At 63.4% G+C, this 14,814-nt stretch carries 13 protein-coding genes; 6 read left to right on the top strand and 7 right to left on the bottom strand.

Translation table 11 applies throughout. The features are described from left to right. Positions 1–156 precede the first annotated feature (156 nt). Positions 157–1,614 (top strand): NCS1 family nucleobase:cation symporter-1, encoded by a 1,458-nt coding sequence (locus NKI18_RS07115; protein ID WP_352616126.1) that lies wholly within the window; start codon positions 157–159, stop codon positions 1,612–1,614. Between the two features lie 30 nt (positions 1,615–1,644). On the opposite strand, the gene NKI18_RS07110 is transcribed toward NKI18_RS07115, so the two are convergent. The 5 genes from NKI18_RS07110 to tpiA all read right to left on the bottom strand — a co-directional run bounded on the left by NKI18_RS07110 (position 1,645) and on the right by tpiA (position 6,676). Further along, positions 1,645–2,184 (bottom strand): DUF1697 domain-containing protein, encoded by a 540-nt coding sequence (locus NKI18_RS07110; RefSeq protein ID WP_352616129.1) that lies wholly within the window; start codon positions 2,182–2,184, stop codon positions 1,645–1,647. Between the two features lie 11 nt (positions 2,185–2,195). Then, on the bottom strand, positions 2,196–3,824 hold the full coding sequence (gene pyrG, locus NKI18_RS07105; protein ID WP_352616131.1) for a CTP synthase: 1,629 nt from the start codon (positions 3,822–3,824) through the stop codon (positions 2,196–2,198). A 147-nt stretch (positions 3,825–3,971) separates the two neighbouring features. Continuing rightward, positions 3,972–5,093 carry a L,D-transpeptidase family protein gene (locus tag NKI18_RS07100; protein WP_352616134.1) on the bottom strand — a complete coding sequence of 374 codons (1,122 nt, stop codon included), beginning with the start codon at positions 5,091–5,093 and terminating at the stop codon, positions 3,972–3,974. 199 nt (positions 5,094–5,292) lie between these two features. Further along, positions 5,293–5,745 carry a preprotein translocase subunit SecG gene (gene secG / locus NKI18_RS07095; RefSeq protein ID WP_254817294.1) on the bottom strand — a complete coding sequence of 151 codons (453 nt, stop codon included), beginning with the start codon at positions 5,743–5,745 and terminating at the stop codon, positions 5,293–5,295. 163 nt (positions 5,746–5,908) lie between these two features. Then, on the bottom strand, positions 5,909–6,676 hold the full coding sequence (gene tpiA / locus NKI18_RS07090) for a triose-phosphate isomerase (RefSeq protein WP_023674957.1): 768 nt from the start codon (positions 6,674–6,676) through the stop codon (positions 5,909–5,911). A 142-nt stretch (positions 6,677–6,818) separates the two neighbouring features. Between tpiA and NKI18_RS07085 the strand changes: the two genes are divergently transcribed. Genes NKI18_RS07085 through NKI18_RS07065 form a run of 5 tightly spaced genes read left to right on the top strand, consistent with a single transcriptional unit; the run spans position 6,819 to position 12,249 of the window. Beyond that, the gene (locus NKI18_RS07085) at positions 6,819–8,711 is read left to right on the top strand and encodes a SurA N-terminal domain-containing protein (protein ID WP_352616136.1); all 1,893 of its coding nucleotides are present in this window, start codon (positions 6,819–6,821) and stop codon (positions 8,709–8,711) included. Further along, positions 8,708–9,718 carry an anthranilate phosphoribosyltransferase gene (trpD, locus tag NKI18_RS07080; RefSeq protein WP_352616138.1) on the top strand — a complete coding sequence of 337 codons (1,011 nt, stop codon included), beginning with the start codon at positions 8,708–8,710 and terminating at the stop codon, positions 9,716–9,718. Before NKI18_RS07085 ends, trpD begins: the two co-directional genes overlap by 4 nt. 4 nt (positions 9,719–9,722) lie before the next feature. After that, a complete protein-coding gene (trpC, locus tag NKI18_RS07075) occupies positions 9,723–10,535 on the top strand; it encodes an indole-3-glycerol phosphate synthase TrpC (protein ID WP_352616140.1) in 813 nt (270 codons plus the stop codon). A gap of 2 nt (positions 10,536–10,537) precedes the next feature. Beyond that, entirely contained in the window at positions 10,538–11,044 is a 507-nt protein-coding gene (moaC, locus tag NKI18_RS07070) for a cyclic pyranopterin monophosphate synthase MoaC (RefSeq protein WP_352616142.1), read from the top strand. Beyond that, positions 11,044–12,249 (top strand): molybdopterin molybdotransferase MoeA, encoded by a 1,206-nt coding sequence (locus tag NKI18_RS07065; protein WP_352458113.1) that lies wholly within the window; start codon positions 11,044–11,046, stop codon positions 12,247–12,249. Before moaC ends, NKI18_RS07065 begins: the two co-directional genes overlap by 1 nt. A gap of 7 nt (positions 12,250–12,256) precedes the next feature. On the opposite strand, the gene NKI18_RS07060 is transcribed toward NKI18_RS07065, so the two are convergent. After that, positions 12,257–13,087: a hormone-sensitive lipase gene (locus NKI18_RS07060; protein WP_352616146.1), complete on the bottom strand. Its 831-nt coding sequence runs from the start codon at positions 13,085–13,087 to the stop codon at positions 12,257–12,259. 96 nt (positions 13,088–13,183) lie between these two features. Then, positions 13,184–14,431 (bottom strand): kynureninase, encoded by a 1,248-nt coding sequence (gene kynU / locus NKI18_RS07055; protein WP_352616149.1) that lies wholly within the window; start codon positions 14,429–14,431, stop codon positions 13,184–13,186. Positions 14,432–14,814: the final 383 nt, after the last annotated feature.

Raw genomic sequence — 14,814 nt, 5'->3', positions numbered from 1 at the left:
TAGAAGCTCAACGACGCCACGCCGATAAGCGCGTTTCTCATTGAATGACTTTAAGGCCAAAGCCGGCAAATCGTCTGCTTGCCGGTTCCCCTGCGTCAGGCTTAACCTGCGTGCCATGCGTGGAGGTGCGTGCGATTGCAAGGGGAGGACATAGCAATGACAATACAAGGCGCATCACCGGACCTGTACAATGAGGATCTCGCTCCGGCGAAGGTTCGAAACTGGGGACCGTTCTCGATCTTCAACGTCTGGACGTCGGACGTCCACAGCCTGTGGGGCTACTATCTCGCTGCCAGCCTGTTCCTGTTCTGCGGCGGCTTCGTCAACTTCATCATCGCCATCGGTATCGGCTCGCTGATCATCTATGCGTTAATGAACATGGTCGGCTATGCCGGCGTGAAGACCGGGGTGCCCTACCCTGTCCTGGCGCGTGCCTCCTTCGGCATCTGGGGCGCCAACATACCGGCGCTGGTGCGCGCCATCGTCGCCTGCTTCTGGTACGGCGCGCAGACGGCGGCGGCCTCCGGGGCGATCGTAGCCCTGCTGATCCGCTCGCAATGGGTCGCCGACTTCAACCAGAGCACCCATTTCCTCGGCCACTCCGGGCTCGAGGTGATCTGCTTCGCCGTCATCTGGGCGCTGCAGCTCCTGATCATCCAGAGGGGCATGGAAACGGTGCGCCGCTTCCAGGATTGGGCCGGACCGGCGGTGTGGGTGATGATGCTGATCCTGGCGATCTATCTTTGCATCAAGGCAGGCACCTTCGCTTTCACCAGCGATATCCCGATGGATGTGCTGCTGGAAAAGACAAAGGACGCGGGCGTGCCGGGCACGCCGGGCTCCTGGACCTCGCTGTTTGCGGTGGCGGCGATCTGGGTGACCTATTTCTCCGCGCTCTATCTCAACTTCTGCGATTTCGCGCGCTACGCCCCGGACAAGGCATCGCTGCGCAAGGGCAACATCTGGGGCCTGCCGGTCAATCTTATCCTGTTCTCGCTGGTCGCCGGCGTTACCACGATCGCCGCCTTCGACGTCTATGGCGAGGTGCTGCTGCATCCCGACCAGATTTCGGCGAAATTCGACAGCTGGTTCCTGGCGGCGCTCGCGGCCCTGACCTTTGCGGTGGCGACGCTCGGCATCAATGTGGTGGCGAACTTCGTGTCGCCGGCCTTCGACTTCTCCAATGTCTTTCCACGCCAGATCGACTTCAAGAAGGGCGGCTACATCGCGGCGCTGATCGCGCTGGTGCTCTATCCATTCGCGCCCTGGGAAGGCAGTGCCGCCTCCTTCGTCAACATCATTGGCGCGACGATGGGGCCTATCTTCGGCGTGATGATGGTCGACTATTACCTGATCCGGAAGGGCGAGGTCGACGTCGAGGCGCTCTACAGGGAGAATGGCGAATTCCGCTTTCAGGGCGGCTGGCATGTTAATGCCTTCATCGCCGCCGGTATCGGCGCGGTCTTCTCCTCGATCCTGCCCAACTTCACCAGCCTGCTGCCGTCATGGTGGGGCGTCTATGGCTGGTTCTTCGGCGTGGCAATTGCCGGCGTCATCTATTACGTGCTGCGCACGATGGCACTCGGTGCCGAAGCCAGGATGGCCAAGGCCTAAACGGATTCGGGGCGGCGCAAGCCGCCCCGTTCATTCTGCGACCATTTCGGCCAGGCGGCGCACGGTGTTCCAGTTGCGCGACGTGCCGATGCCGAGGCGTTTGTGGCTCACCGCCGCAAGCAGCCGCGAACTCGGCGTCTCGCGCGAAAAGACGATCCAGATGTCGCCGCCGACAATCCGCAGCTTCTCGTCCTTGCCGGCATATGCCTCAAGCGCCGCGGCGGTCTCGGCGGGAACGGGCGCTCGCATCACGCGCACCGCCACCTGGTCCGCGGTCTCAGCCGATTCAGCTGGGAACGGATTGCCGGCCGCCAGCCTTAGCCAGCCGTCGGCGCGGCGCACGATGATGTCGACGTGGCGGCCGAAAGTCTTTGCGAACGCCGCCTCCAGCCGCTGCTCCAACGCCGCAAGTTCTGTTTCTTGCGCCTCAAAGACCAGATTGCCGGTCGCCACCAGTGTTCGCGGGTTATTCAGACCCAGGCCTTCGGCCATCGCCTTCAGATCGGACATGACGACCCGCCGCCCCTCGCCCAGGACAATGCTGTAGAGCAGCGCGACGTAAGTTTGCATGGGCGGCTAGTCTAGACCAGCCGCGACTGCTCTACCGCCGCCTCGATGAAGCTGGCAAACAGCGGGTGCGGATCGAGCGGCCGGCTTTTCAACTCGGGATGGTACTGCACGCCGATGAACCAGGGGTGGTCGGGATATTCGACCGTTTCCGGTAGCACGCCGTCCGGCGACATGCCGGCAAACACCAGGCCGCAATCCTCGAGCCGTCCCTTGTAGTCGACATTGACCTCGTAGCGGTGGCGATGGCGTTCGGAAATCTGGGTATCGCCATAGATCTCGGCGATCTTCGATCCCTTGGCGAGGTCGGCCTGGTAGGCACCGAGCCGCATGGTACCACCAAGGTCGCCGGTTTCCCTGCGCTTTTCCAGCATGTTGCCCTTCAGCCATTCGGTCATCAAGCCGACGACCGGCTCCTCGGTTGGACCGAACTCGGTCGATGATGCGCGCTCGACGCCGGCCAGCGAACGCGCCGCCTCGATGCAGGCCATCTGCATGCCGAAGCAGATGCCGAAATACGGCACCTTGCGCTCGCGCGCGAACTTCGCCGCCAGGATCTTGCCCTCCGAGCCGCGCTCGCCAAAACCGCCGGGGACGAGAATGCCATGGACCTTCTCCAGCCACGGCGCCGGGTCTTCCTTCTCGAATATCTCGCTTTCGATCCAGTCGAGCTTGACCTTGACCCGGTTGGCGAGGCCGCCATGCGACAGCGCCTCGATCAGCGATTTGTAGGCGTCCTTGAGGCCGGTATATTTGCCGACGACGGCAATGGTCACTTCGCCTTCCGGATTGTGGATGCGGTTGGACACCGCTTGCCACCGTTCCATGCGGGGCTTCGGCGCCGGATCGATGCCGAAGGCGGCCAGCACTTCCGAATCCAGCCCTTCATTGTGATAGGCCATCGGCACGTCGTAGATATGCGGGACGTCGAGCGCCTGGATGACGGCGCTTTCGCGGACATTGCAGAACAGCGACAGCTTTCTGCGCTCTTCCTTGGGGATCGGCCGGTCGGCGCGGACCAGCAGTATGTCGGGTGCAATGCCGATGCCGCGCAACTCCTTGACCGAATGCTGCGTCGGCTTGGTCTTCAGTTCGCCTGCCGTCGGAATGTAAGGCATCAAGGTCAGGTGGACGTAGACGGCGTTGTTGCGCGGCAGGTCGTTGCCGAGCTGGCGGATCGCCTCCAGGAACGGCATCGCTTCGATGTCGCCGACGGTGCCGCCGATCTCGCACAGCACGAAATCGTAGTCGTCATTGCCGTTGAGGACGAAATTCTTGATCTCGTCGGTGACGTGCGGAATGACCTGCACGGTAGCGCCGAGATAGTCGCCGCGCCGCTCGCGCTCGATGATGTTCTTATAGATCCGGCCGGTGGTGATGTTGTCTTGCTGGTTGGCCGAGCGGCCGGTGAAGCGCTCATAATGGCCAAGATCGAGATCGGTCTCGGCCCCGTCATCGGTCACGAAGACTTCGCCGTGCTGATAGGGCGACATCGTGCCGGGATCGACATTGAGATAGGGATCGAGCTTTTTGATGCGTGCGCGATAGCCCCGCGCCTGCAAGAGAGCCCCAAGGGCCGCTGCAGCAATGCCTTTTCCAAGTGAGGAAACCACGCCGCCTGTGATGAATACATATCGCGCCATGGGAGTCATCGCTTAACGCGGCCGAATTGATTCCGCCAGAGAAAAAACCGCCGCGAAGGCTTTTTCCCAAGAAGGCGCTCTGGTCGTTGGCGTATCAAAACAAAAGGGCCGGCGAGGCCGGCCCTTTTGGCACGATCTGTAAAAGCGTCAGATGATGACGACTTTGGTGCCTACTTTCACCCGGCGGTAAAGGTCCATGACGTGCTCGTTGATCATGCGGAAGCAGCCATTGGAGGCGCTGGTTCCGATCGACTGCGGCGCGATGGTGCCGTGAATGCGCAGGTGGGTATCTTTCTTGCCGTCGTAAAGATAGATGGCGCGCGCACCGAGCGGATTGTCGCCGCCGCCGGGCATGCCGTCCTTGTACTGGCCATAGTGCTTGGGTTCGCGCTTTTGCATATCCAGCGTCGGAATCCAGCGCGGCCATTCCTGCTTGTCCCCGACGGCAACCGTACCCTTGAACTGCAGGCCTTCCCGGCCGACCGCGATGGCATAACGGCGGGCGGTTGACGATGATTCGACGAGGTAGAGACGACGGGCGCTGGTATCGATGACGATGGTGCCGGGGTTGTAGCCGGTGAATTCGACCTCCTGCGGCACGAATTCCGCCTTGACCTTGAACTGCCGCTTGGCCTGCTTCCTTTCGAGCGCGGCGTCGAGCGCGCGTGTTTCCGGAAGCAGCGACATCGACGAAGAGGATGTGCCGCCGAACAGTCCCGCGAACAGCCCGACGCTCTGCGGCTTCTGCCCGACCGGTTCGCTGCGCAACTCGCCATTGTTGCCGGTCAGCGCAACGTTCATGGCCTCGGCCGGGATCGGCTCGGCCGACTGGATCGGCGCAATGGGCGTAATCGGTTCGATGATGTTGACGGTCTTCTTCTTGGCCGGCGTGGCGTCAGCCACCTTGGCCGTTGCGAGCGGCTGGCTCTTCTTGGCAAGGAACGCCTGCCGTTCCGCATCGGCTTTGGCTTTCGCCTCCTCGCGCATCGCCAGCTTCCTGGCTTCGAGTGCCTTGGCGCGAGCGGCTTCCTTGTCGGCTGCGATCTTGGCTTCGATCTTGCGGATCTGCGCAAGGTCGTCCGGCGTCGGATCTTTCTTCTTCTTGAGAAGCTTCAATTGCGCTGCATCGCTTTTGGCAGCGACCTTGACGACGTCGGTTGTTGTTGCGGCTTTGTGGGCCGAGTTTGCCGTCGGCATGGCCGCGTAAGCGGGCGCACCTAGGCTGAGCACGGCACAAAGGCCGGCAAAAATGAAGCTGCGAAGCTGCATGGGGAAGATCCGATCGTTCAATGCTTGTTGCCCACGGCGTCGCCCGGCGCCCCCCAAGGACGCCGAGAATGCCGCGTGCAACGTATAATCGATTAGCCGGAAGCGCCTCAAGCGTGAGGCGCAGTCGAATCTTCGTGATCGTGCGGCATTTGCCGCGACTGTGTTCAAACGACAACAGATCGCGGCATAAGTTGCCCTATTACTGGTTGGGGACCTGCGGCGTGGCCGGCGCGGTGGCGCCGTTTGTCGCTGGCGGCGTCGCCGGAGCGGTTGCCGGCGGCGTCGTTGCCGCGCCATTGCCGGACGGCGGGGTCGGCGCCGTGGTGCCCGAAGGCGGCGTCGGCGTCGTGGTTCCAGGCAATTGGTTGAGTACGCCCTTGCCTGCTCCGTCTGAGGTCGCCGGCACGCGATCGAGAATGTCGATCGGCTTCTCTCCATAGCGCGCAACGATCGACAGTGTCAGCGAAGTGACGAAGAAAGCGGCAGCCAGGATCGCCGTCGCCCGCGTCAGCGCATTGGCGGCGCCACGCGCGGTCATGAAGCCCGATCCGCCGCCGATGCCGAGGCCGCCGCCTTCGGAGCGCTGCAGCAGCACCACGCCGACAAGCGCGAGCACGACCATGAGGTGGACGACGATCAGTACGGTTTCCATAATTTACCCTGGCAAGGCCTTGTGCGGCCGCTGATTTGGAGGCGGCTCAATACAATGCTTTGACGGCATTTCCAAGCCCGTGGCCGGAATATGGGGAGCAATGCGTCCTTTGCAACGATTTCGGCGCCGGCCGTCCGCTCAAATGCAGCAAGCAGCCCTTGTATCAAGCGATGTTTCGATAGGCTTCCGCGATGCCGAGGAAGTCCGCCGCTTTTAGGCTGGCGCCGCCGACCAGCGCGCCATCGACATTCCTGACGCCGAGCAACTCGACGGCGTTGGACGGCTTGACCGAGCCGCCGTAGAGAATGCGCATCTTGGCCGCCGTATTGCCGAGCTTCCGTGCCAGTTCTTCGCGGATATGCGCATGTGCCTCGGCGACGTCGGCGGCGGTCGGGGTCAAGCCCGTCCCAATCGCCCATATTGGCTCATAGGCAATGACGGTGTTGGAAGCCGTGGCGTTTGGCGGGACCGAGCCAGCGACCTGGCGCGACAGCACGTCGAGCGTGGCTCCTGCTTCTCGTTCGGCTCTTGTCTCACCAATGCAGATGATGGCCACCAGCCCGGCGCGCCATGCGGCGGAGGCCTTGGCCTGGACCAAGGCATCGTCCTCCTTGCGATCGGCGCGGCATTCGGAATGGCCGACGATGACATGGCTGGCACCTGCGTCCTTCAGCATCTCGGCCGAAATGCAGCCGGTATAGGCGCCGCTTTCCTCGGTGTGGCAATCCTCTCCGCCGGCCCGCACCGGCGTGCGCGACAGAATCTCGGCGGCGTGCGCAAGCAAGGTCGCCGGCACGCAGACCACCGCTTCGGTCTCGGCGTCGAGCCCACTCATGAAGCCGTTGCCGATCATCCTGAGCTCGTTGAGCGAGGCGCTAGTGCCGTTCATTTTCCAGTTGCCGGCGACGAGCGGGCGGATTCCAGGCGTCATGGGATTTGTTTCTCCGGGCAATTTCCAGCTGGCCCTCACTATCAAAATCAGGCCACAAAGCAATCGACAGTGGGCAGGAAGGGCGCTATTGCGCTTGTTTCAGACTCGGCGCATGCGAAATGCGCAAAAATCGGAAGTACTCATGCTTGGTATGTTGAGAAGCGCGGCGGGGACCTGGGTCGCTAAACTGCTGCTGTCATTGTTGGTGTTGAGCTTCGCCGTCTGGGGCATCTCGGGCCGCCTGATGGGCGGTCTTGCCGGCCATGATGCCGTGATCACGGCCGGAGGCACCAAGGTCTCGATCAACGAATACCGCCTCGCCTACGATCGCCAGCTCAGCGTCATGTCGCAGCAATTCGGCCAGCGCATCAGCCGTGAGCAAGCGACGGCGCTCGGCATCGACAACCAGGTGCTGGCGCAACTCGTGTCGGGCGCTGTCCTCGACGAGCAGGCCCGCAAGCTCGGACTCGGCCTGTCAAAGGACCGGCTCGCCGAACTGACGCGTGAAGACCCGGCGTTCAAAGGGCCTGCCGGAAGCTTCGACAGGAGAACCTTCGAGTACCTGCTTCGGCAGATCGGCATGCGGCCGGAAGACTATTTGAAGAACCGCGCCCAGGTCGCGGTCCGCCAGCAGATCGTCGAGGCGGTTTCGGACGGCCTCAAGGCCCCGGATACATTCTTCAAGGCGGTCGCGCTCTATCGCGGCGAAGATCGCACCATCGACTACCTGACCTTGCCGAAATCGCTTGTCGAGCCGATAGAAGCGCCGTCCGACAGCGCGCTTTCGGCCTATTTCGAGGAAAACAAGAAAACCTACGCCGCGCCCGAATACCGTAAGTTCTCCTATGTCAGGCTCGAACCGGAAGACATCATGGATTTGAGCGCGGTGACCGACCAACAGGTCAGCGACGACTACAATAAGAACAAGGCGCGCTACACCACGCCGGAGATGCGCACCATCGAGCAGCTTGTGTTCAAGACACCTGATGCCGCAAAGGCGGCGCTCGATTCGCTCAGGACCGGCGCGACCTTCGACAAGATCGTCGCTGCCGAAGGCAAGACGCCGGCCGACACGCTGCTCGGCACGCTGGCCAAGGACAAGATCGCCGACAAGGCGGTCGCCGACGCTGCCTTCAAGCTCAACGTCAATGAGGTCAGCCCGGTCGTACAAGGCGCATTTGGTCCCGTTCTGCTGCGCGTCACCGAAATCAAGCCGGAAGTGGTGAAGCCGCTGGCCGAAGTATCCGAGCAGATCCGCAAGGACCTGGCACTGGGCGAGGCAAGCCGCATCTTGCTGGACGTGCACGACAATTACGAGGATACGCGCGCCTCGGGCAGTTCGCTCGCCGAGGCAGCCGCCAAATTGAAGCTGAAGGTCGTCACCATCGATGCCATCGATCGCACCGGCCAACGGCCGGATGGAAGCATCGTCAAAGACCTGCCGGAATCGCCGGCACTCATCAAGGCGGTGTTCGAATCCGAACCCGGAACCGACAATGAAGGCCTCACCACCGCCGATAACGGCTTCGTCTTCTACGACGTGAGCGCGATCACGCCTGCCCGCGACCGCACATTGGACGAAGTCCGCCAGAAGGTCGTGGCCGACTGGACCGCGGCGGAGACCACCAAACGGCTCACCGCAAAAGCACAGGAGCTCGAGAAGCGTCTCAAGGCTGGCGCCACGCTCGAGGTGATCGCCGGTGAGCTCAAGCTCGAAAAGCAGACCAAGCGCGGCGTCAAGCGCGATGCGGACGACGTCGATTTCGGCAAGGAAGGCGCCGCCGCGATGTTCGGCGTCGGCGAAGGCGGCACCGGGCTGATCCCCTCACCTACGGGCGACGGACAGATCCTGTTCAAGGTTGCCGAGGTGTTCGAGCCTGCCGGGGCCGATGCCAGCTCAGTACCCGAGGCCGCACAGAAGTCCTTCACCTCCGGCATGTCCGACGACCTGCTCGACCAGTTGGTGGCGCAGTTGCAGACGCAATATGACGTGCGCATCGATCAGGCGGCCGTAACACAAGCCCTGGCCAGATGAGCGCGCTGAAGATCCACATCGCCAAGGTCGCCGCCGGCAGCGCTCTTTCCTTCGAGGAGGCGCGCGAGGCCTTCGACATCATCATGTCCGGCGATGCTACCCCTGGCCAGATCGGCGGCTTCTTGATGGCATTGCGCGTGCGCGGTGAGACCGTCAGCGAGATCGCCGGCGCCGTCGCCACCATGCGCGCCAAGATGCTGCGTGTCGAAGCCCCCGAGGGCGCCATCGACATTGTCGGCACCGGCGGCGACAATTCGCACAGCGTCAACATTTCGACCGCATCCGCTTTCGTCATCGCCGGCAGCGGCGTGCCCGTCGCCAAGCACGGCAATCGCGGACTGTCCTCGCTGACCGGCGCCGCCGATGTGCTGATCGCATTGGGCGTCAAGATCGACATCCCTCCGGAGACGATCGGCCGCTGCATTCACGAGGCCGGCGTTGGCTTCATGTTCGCGCCGGCGCATCACCCGGCGATGAAGCATGTCGGCCCGACCCGGGTCGAGCTCGGCACCCGCACCATCTTCAACCTGCTGGGCCCGCTTTCCAATCCGGCGAGTGTCAGACGGCAGATGGTCGGCGTGTTCCTGCCCGAATGGATCATGCCGGTGGCAGAAACGTTGAAGGAACTTGGTGCCGACCATGCCTGGATCGTCCATGGCGACGGCTATGACGAGATCACCACCACCGGCGAGACACTTGTCGCCGAACTGGCCGGCGGCGAGATCCGCAGCTTTACGCTGACCCCGGAAGCCGTCGGACTGAAGCGGCACACCAAGGACGAGTTGCGCGGCGGCGACGCCGCCCACAACGCCCAGGCACTGCGCGACATGCTGGGCGGCGCAGCCGGCGCCTTTCGCGATACGGTGCTGATGAATGCCGGCGCCGGGCTGGTGGTGGCCGGCAAAGCGACGACCCTCGCCGACGGCATGGTAACGGCGGCGCAGGCCATCGACAGCGGCCGCGCGCTGAAAGTGCTCGACAGGCTGATCGAGATTTCGAACGGTTAAAACCATGTCCGACATCCTGCGCAAGATCGAGGCTTACAAGCGCGACGAGATCGCGGCGGCCAAGGCGCGCGTGCCGCTCGCCGAGATCAAGGCACGGGCGACGGATGCCGACGCGCCGCGCGGCTTTCTTTCTGCCCTTGAAGCAAAGCGCAAATCCGGCAGGTTCGCGCTGATTGCCGAAATCAAGAAGGCTAGCCCATCCAAAGGCCTGATCCGCGCCGATTTCGATCCGCCGACGCTGGCCAGGGCCTATGCGAAGGGCGGTGCCGCCTGCCTTTCGGTGCTGACCGACGCACCCTCCTTCCAAGGCGCGCCCGAATTCCTCACCGCTGCGCGCGCTGCCGTCGAGCTGCCTGCATTGCGCAAGGATTTCCTGTTCGACCCCTATCAGGTCTACGAGGCCAGGGCATGGGGCGCCGATGCCATCCTGATCATCATGGCCAGCGTCGACGACGCGTTGGCAAGAGAACTCGAAGCGACAGCGTTCGGTCTCGGCATGGACGCGCTGGTCGAAGTGCATGACGAGGCTGAAATGGAACGCGCGCTGCAGCTGTCGTCGCGGCTGATCGGAATCAACAACCGCAATCTCCGGACCTTCGAAACCAGCCTGCAGACCTCGGAGCGGCTGGTAGCGATGGTGCCGGCCGACCGCCATCTGGTCAGCGAGAGCGGTATCTTTTCGCACGACGATTGCCGCCGGCTGGAGCAGAGCGGCATTGCGACTTTCCTGGTCGGCGAGAGCCTGATGCGCCAGCAGGACGTGGCCGCGGCAACGCGCTTGCTGTTGACGGGCAAGGCGCCGGCAGAGGCCGTTTGAGGATGGCGGCCGCCCTCACCCATCTTGGCGCGCAGGGCGAAGCCAACATGGTCGATGTCGGCGACAAGGCTGAGACGGTGCGCACTGCAGTCGCAGAAGGTTTTGTCGCGATGCGGCCCGAGACGCTGGACATGATCCTCGCCGGCGACGCCAAGAAGGGCGACGTGCTGGGCACCGCGCGCATTGCCGGCATCATGGCGGCCAAGAAGACGCATGAACTGATCCCGCTTTGCCATCCGCTGCTGCTGACCAGGATATCTGTCGATATCGAGGCGGACGCCGCGCTGCCCGGCCTGAAGGTGACAGCATTGACCCGCGTCACCGGCAAGACCGGCGTTGAGATGGAGGCTCTGAGTGCCGTCTCGGTCGCTTGCCTGACCATCTACGACATGGCCAAGGCGGTCGACCGCGCCATGGTCATCTCCGGCATCAGGCTGGTTGAAAAGACCGGCGGCAAATCCGGCGACTACAAGATCACCGGAGATGAGGCCACCGAGGCAGGCCGATAATGGCGCTGGTCCCAGTTGCCGAGGCGCTCGAGCGCCTGCTGGACGGCGCAGCAGCGCTGCCGGGGGAACGCGTTGCACTGCTGGATGCCGCCGACCGCGTGCTGGCGGAGCCGGTTGTGGCGCTCCGCACCCAGCCGCCGTTCAACGCCTCCGCCATGGACGGCTATGCCGTGCGGGCGGCCGATATCGCGTCCGTACCGGCAAGGCTCTCGGTGGTCGGCATGGCGCCGGCCGGACGCGGCTTTGCCGGAACGGTGCAGCAGCGGCAGGCCGTGCGCATCTTTACCGGCGCGCCGCTTCCCGAAGGCGCCGACACTATCGTCATCCAGGAGAACGTCCGCGATCTCGGTGGCGGCAGCGTCGAAGTGACGGAACCGACGGTGCAGGGGCGCAACATCCGCCGCCTCGGGCTCGATTTCGCCAAGGGCGATGTCCTGCTGCCCAAAGGCCGCCTGCTCGACCCGGCGGCCTTGTCGCTGGCGGCATCGGCCAATCACCCCGAGGTGCGCGTGGTCAAACGGCCGCTGGTCGCCATCATCGCCACCGGCGACGAATTGCTGCCGCCGGGCAGCGATCTTGGCCCCGACCAGATCATCTCCTCCAACGCCTATGGTGTCGCCGCTGCCGCACAGTCGGTCGGTGCGCGCGCGCTCGACCTTGGCATCGCGCCGGACCGCAGGGAGGCGATCGCTGCGCTGGTTGAAAAGGCCGTGAAGGCTGGCGCGAACGTCATCGTCACGCTGGGCGGTGCCTCGGTCGGTGACCACGACTTCGTTCATGACGTACTGACCGGGCAAGGCATGACGCTCGATTTCTGGAAGATCGCCATGCGGCCGGGCAAGCCACTGATGTTCGGGCGGCTGGGAGACATTCGCTGCATCGGCCTGCCCGGCAATCCGGTGGCAAGCCTGGTCTGCACTCAGCTCTTCCTGAAGCCGCTGCTGGCGCGGCTCGGCGGCCGCGCCTTTCAGCAGGATATACGTCGGGCACGGCTCGGTGCCGCCATGCCGGCCAACGATCTCAGGCAAGATTATGTGCGGGCTGTTGTCATAGATGACGCCGGTACGCTCGTGGCGACGCCGTTCGGCATCCAGGACTCCTCGATGCTGAAAATGCTGGCCGATGCCAACGGGCTGATCGTTCGCGCGCCGTTCGCGCCTGCCGCGGCGGCGGGCTCCCCCTGCGACGTGCTGATGCTACGCTGAACCTGCCTCACTCCGAGATCAAGGTCCGGGTCAGCGGATGGTCTGGATCGGCCAAACCGTCGATGATGTTGAAATGATGCCGGTCAGGCTCGACGACCGAGCTGGTCGCGGTACCCAGGCCGATCCAGATGTTGGCCAGCAACGCGCTCTGACGCAGGAATTCGGCGCGCTCGCCGCCGCCGGCCCAGCAGGTCAGGCGGGCCTTGTCCATCGGGCGCAGCAGCACCGGGCTTTCGGCCTGCGCCTCGGCCTCATCGATCGCGATCGTCTTGTTCATGCCGGTGCGCATGATCGGGCGCAAATCATGCACCCCCGAGATCGACACCACGTGACGAACGCGCCGGACGACTTCGGGCGCCAGCGGCGTCGTCGCCGTAACCATCCGGCTAACAAGATGGCCGCCGGCCGAGTGCCCGGTCAGCATCAGCGGCCCTGGGACCATCGCCGCCGCCTTGCCGATCGCCGCGCCGACTTCCTTGACGATGCCGCCAATGCGTATCTGCGGACAGAGCGTGTAGGACGGCATCGCCACCGCATAGCCGCGATCAACAGGGCCAGCGGCAAGATGCGACCAGAAATTCTTGTCGAATGCCATCCAGTAGCCGCCATGAACGAACACCACGAGTCCCTTGGGCTTGATGGCCGGCAGGAAAAGATCGAGCCGGTTGCGTGGGTTGTCGCCATAGGCCATGTCGAGCCGCGCCCTGCCCTCGGTCGAAAGCACGTCGCGGAAAACCCGCGCGGGCTCGATCCAGGCCGCCGGCCAGCGATCGCTGCCGGCTACGTTGGCGCCGTTGGCATAGGCGTTGTCCCAATCGGCAATGTGACGTTCGAACACCCTGCGCCCTCCCTGGCAATATGGCCTTGCAACGTAGCCGTGAGCATCGCGCGGCGCGTCGTCGCCAGCCTCACGATTCCAGCTCTCGCATCAATCTCAAGTGACAGCTGCTTTGATGGCGAAGCGCGCATCCTTCCACGCACCGGTGCGCAGGATATCCTCAAGCACTTTGACGGCCTGCCAGACATCGGCATAGCCGACATAGAGCGGGGTGAAGCCGAAGCGCATGGTCGATGGCGCGCGAAAATCGCCGATCACGCCACGTTCGATCAGCGCGCGCATGACCTGGTAGCCATGCTCATGCATGAATGAAATCTGGCTGCCGCGTTTTTCCCCATCGCGCGTGCTTTCGAGCGTGAGCCCGTAAGTGCCGCACTTTGCCTCGACAAGCTCGATGAACAGATCCGCCAGCGCGATGCTCTTCTTGCGCACCGCCGTCATGTCGACATCGTTCCAGATGTCGAGCGCGCCCTTCAGCGTGCGCATCGACAAGACCGGCTGCGTGCCGCACAGAAACCGGCGGATGCCGGTGCCGGCCGCATAGCCTGGCTCGAAGGCGAAGGGCCGTGCATGGCCCCACCAGCCGGTGAGCGGCTGCTGGATGTCGGAAAGATGCCGCTCAGCCGCATAGATGAAGGCAGGCGCGCCCGGGCCGCCATTCAGATATTTGTAGGTGCAGCCAACGGCAAAATCGGCGTTTGCCTTGTCGAGCTCGACTGGCATCGCGCCGGCGGTGTGGCAGAGATCCCAGACGATCATCGCCCCGGCTTCCTGAGCCCTGCGCGTCAGCGCCGGCATGTCGCGCAGTTCGCCCGACTTATAGTTGACGTGGTTGACCAGCACCACGGCGGTGCGTTCGTCGATCAGCTCTTCGATGGTCGGCGCGTCGACCCCCGAGAGGCGCAGCAGCGTATCTTTTCGCGTCGAAACCACACCCTCAGCCATGTAGAGGTCCGTCGGAAAACTATCGCCCTCGGCGACGATGACCTGCCGCTCCGGTCGCATGGCCATGGCGGCGTGCAGCAGCTTGTAGATGTTGACCGATGTCGTGTCGCAGACCACCGTCTGGCCGGCCGCGGCACCGATCAGGCGCCCGAGCTGGTCGCCAAGTTCAAGCGGCATGTTGAACCAGCCGGCCGTGTTCCATGCGCGGATGAGATCATGCGACCATTCTTCGGTCGCGGCCTTGTGCAGTTCATCGAAAGCGGCACGTGAAGCAGCTCCTAGCGAATTGCCGTCGAGATAGATCACTCCTTGCGGCAACACAAAGCGGTCGCGCATCGCGCGCAGCGGATCCGCGGCATCCATCGCCTTTATGGCCACGAGATCGGGAATTCCTGTCATGATTTGTCTGCTCCGCCAAGATCCAACGCAACGCCGGACACGCATCGACTGTTCTTCCATTACCTGGTTGCGCGCAGCAAGGCTCCACCGGCGAGAAGCAGCCTGACCAGGCGATGGAAACCGGGACTTAACCCGAGGTTGGCGTTTTGAGTTCGTTTCGTTCACGGTGCATTGACCAAACCGCACAGTCGATACGGGTTCACTTCCGTGCCATTTGCCGACCGACGGCCGATGCCAGTGCCGCCTTCTAGGAGGCCAGAAGGGCGCAAAACGAAAGCAGAATCAAGGCGATGAGGCTCGCGGCGATGAAAATGCGGTACGCCGGTAGGGGACGTCGTTTGTTTCCCGAGCCTTAACGCATTCATTAAACTTTAAACAGTTGC

It is taken from the genome of Mesorhizobium sp. M0800 (assembly GCF_040320095.1).
Classification (GTDB): Bacteria; Pseudomonadota; Alphaproteobacteria; order Rhizobiales; family Rhizobiaceae; genus Mesorhizobium.
The sequence above is the reverse complement of the archived record's forward strand: the minus strand, read 5'-3'. Positions and strand labels throughout refer to the sequence as shown.

Excerpts from the sequence above, each read along its gene's own strand:
- moaC (WP_352616142.1), top strand. The coding sequence starts at position 10,538 with ATGGCGGCCGCCCTCACCCATCTTGGCGCGCAGGGCGAAGCCAACATG.
- tpiA (WP_023674957.1), bottom strand. The coding sequence starts at position 6,676 with ATGACGCCTGGAATCCGCCCGCTCGTCGCCGGCAACTGGAAAATGAAC.
- secG (WP_254817294.1), bottom strand. The coding sequence starts at position 5,745 with ATGGAAACCGTACTGATCGTCGTCCACCTCATGGTCGTGCTCGCGCTT.
- NKI18_RS07065 (WP_352458113.1), top strand. The coding sequence starts at position 11,044 with ATGGCGCTGGTCCCAGTTGCCGAGGCGCTCGAGCGCCTGCTGGACGGC.
- trpD (WP_352616138.1), top strand. The coding sequence starts at position 8,708 with ATGAGCGCGCTGAAGATCCACATCGCCAAGGTCGCCGCCGGCAGCGCT.
- kynU (WP_352616149.1), bottom strand. The coding sequence starts at position 14,431 with ATGACAGGAATTCCCGATCTCGTGGCCATAAAGGCGATGGATGCCGCG.
- trpC (WP_352616140.1), top strand. The coding sequence starts at position 9,723 with ATGTCCGACATCCTGCGCAAGATCGAGGCTTACAAGCGCGACGAGATC.
- NKI18_RS07115 (WP_352616126.1), top strand. The coding sequence starts at position 157 with ATGACAATACAAGGCGCATCACCGGACCTGTACAATGAGGATCTCGCT.
- NKI18_RS07085 (WP_352616136.1), top strand. The coding sequence starts at position 6,819 with ATGCTTGGTATGTTGAGAAGCGCGGCGGGGACCTGGGTCGCTAAACTG.
- pyrG (WP_352616131.1), bottom strand. The coding sequence starts at position 3,824 with ATGGCGCGATATGTATTCATCACAGGCGGCGTGGTTTCCTCACTTGGA.
- NKI18_RS07100 (WP_352616134.1), bottom strand. The coding sequence starts at position 5,093 with ATGCAGCTTCGCAGCTTCATTTTTGCCGGCCTTTGTGCCGTGCTCAGC.
- NKI18_RS07110 (WP_352616129.1), bottom strand. The coding sequence starts at position 2,184 with ATGCAAACTTACGTCGCGCTGCTCTACAGCATTGTCCTGGGCGAGGGG.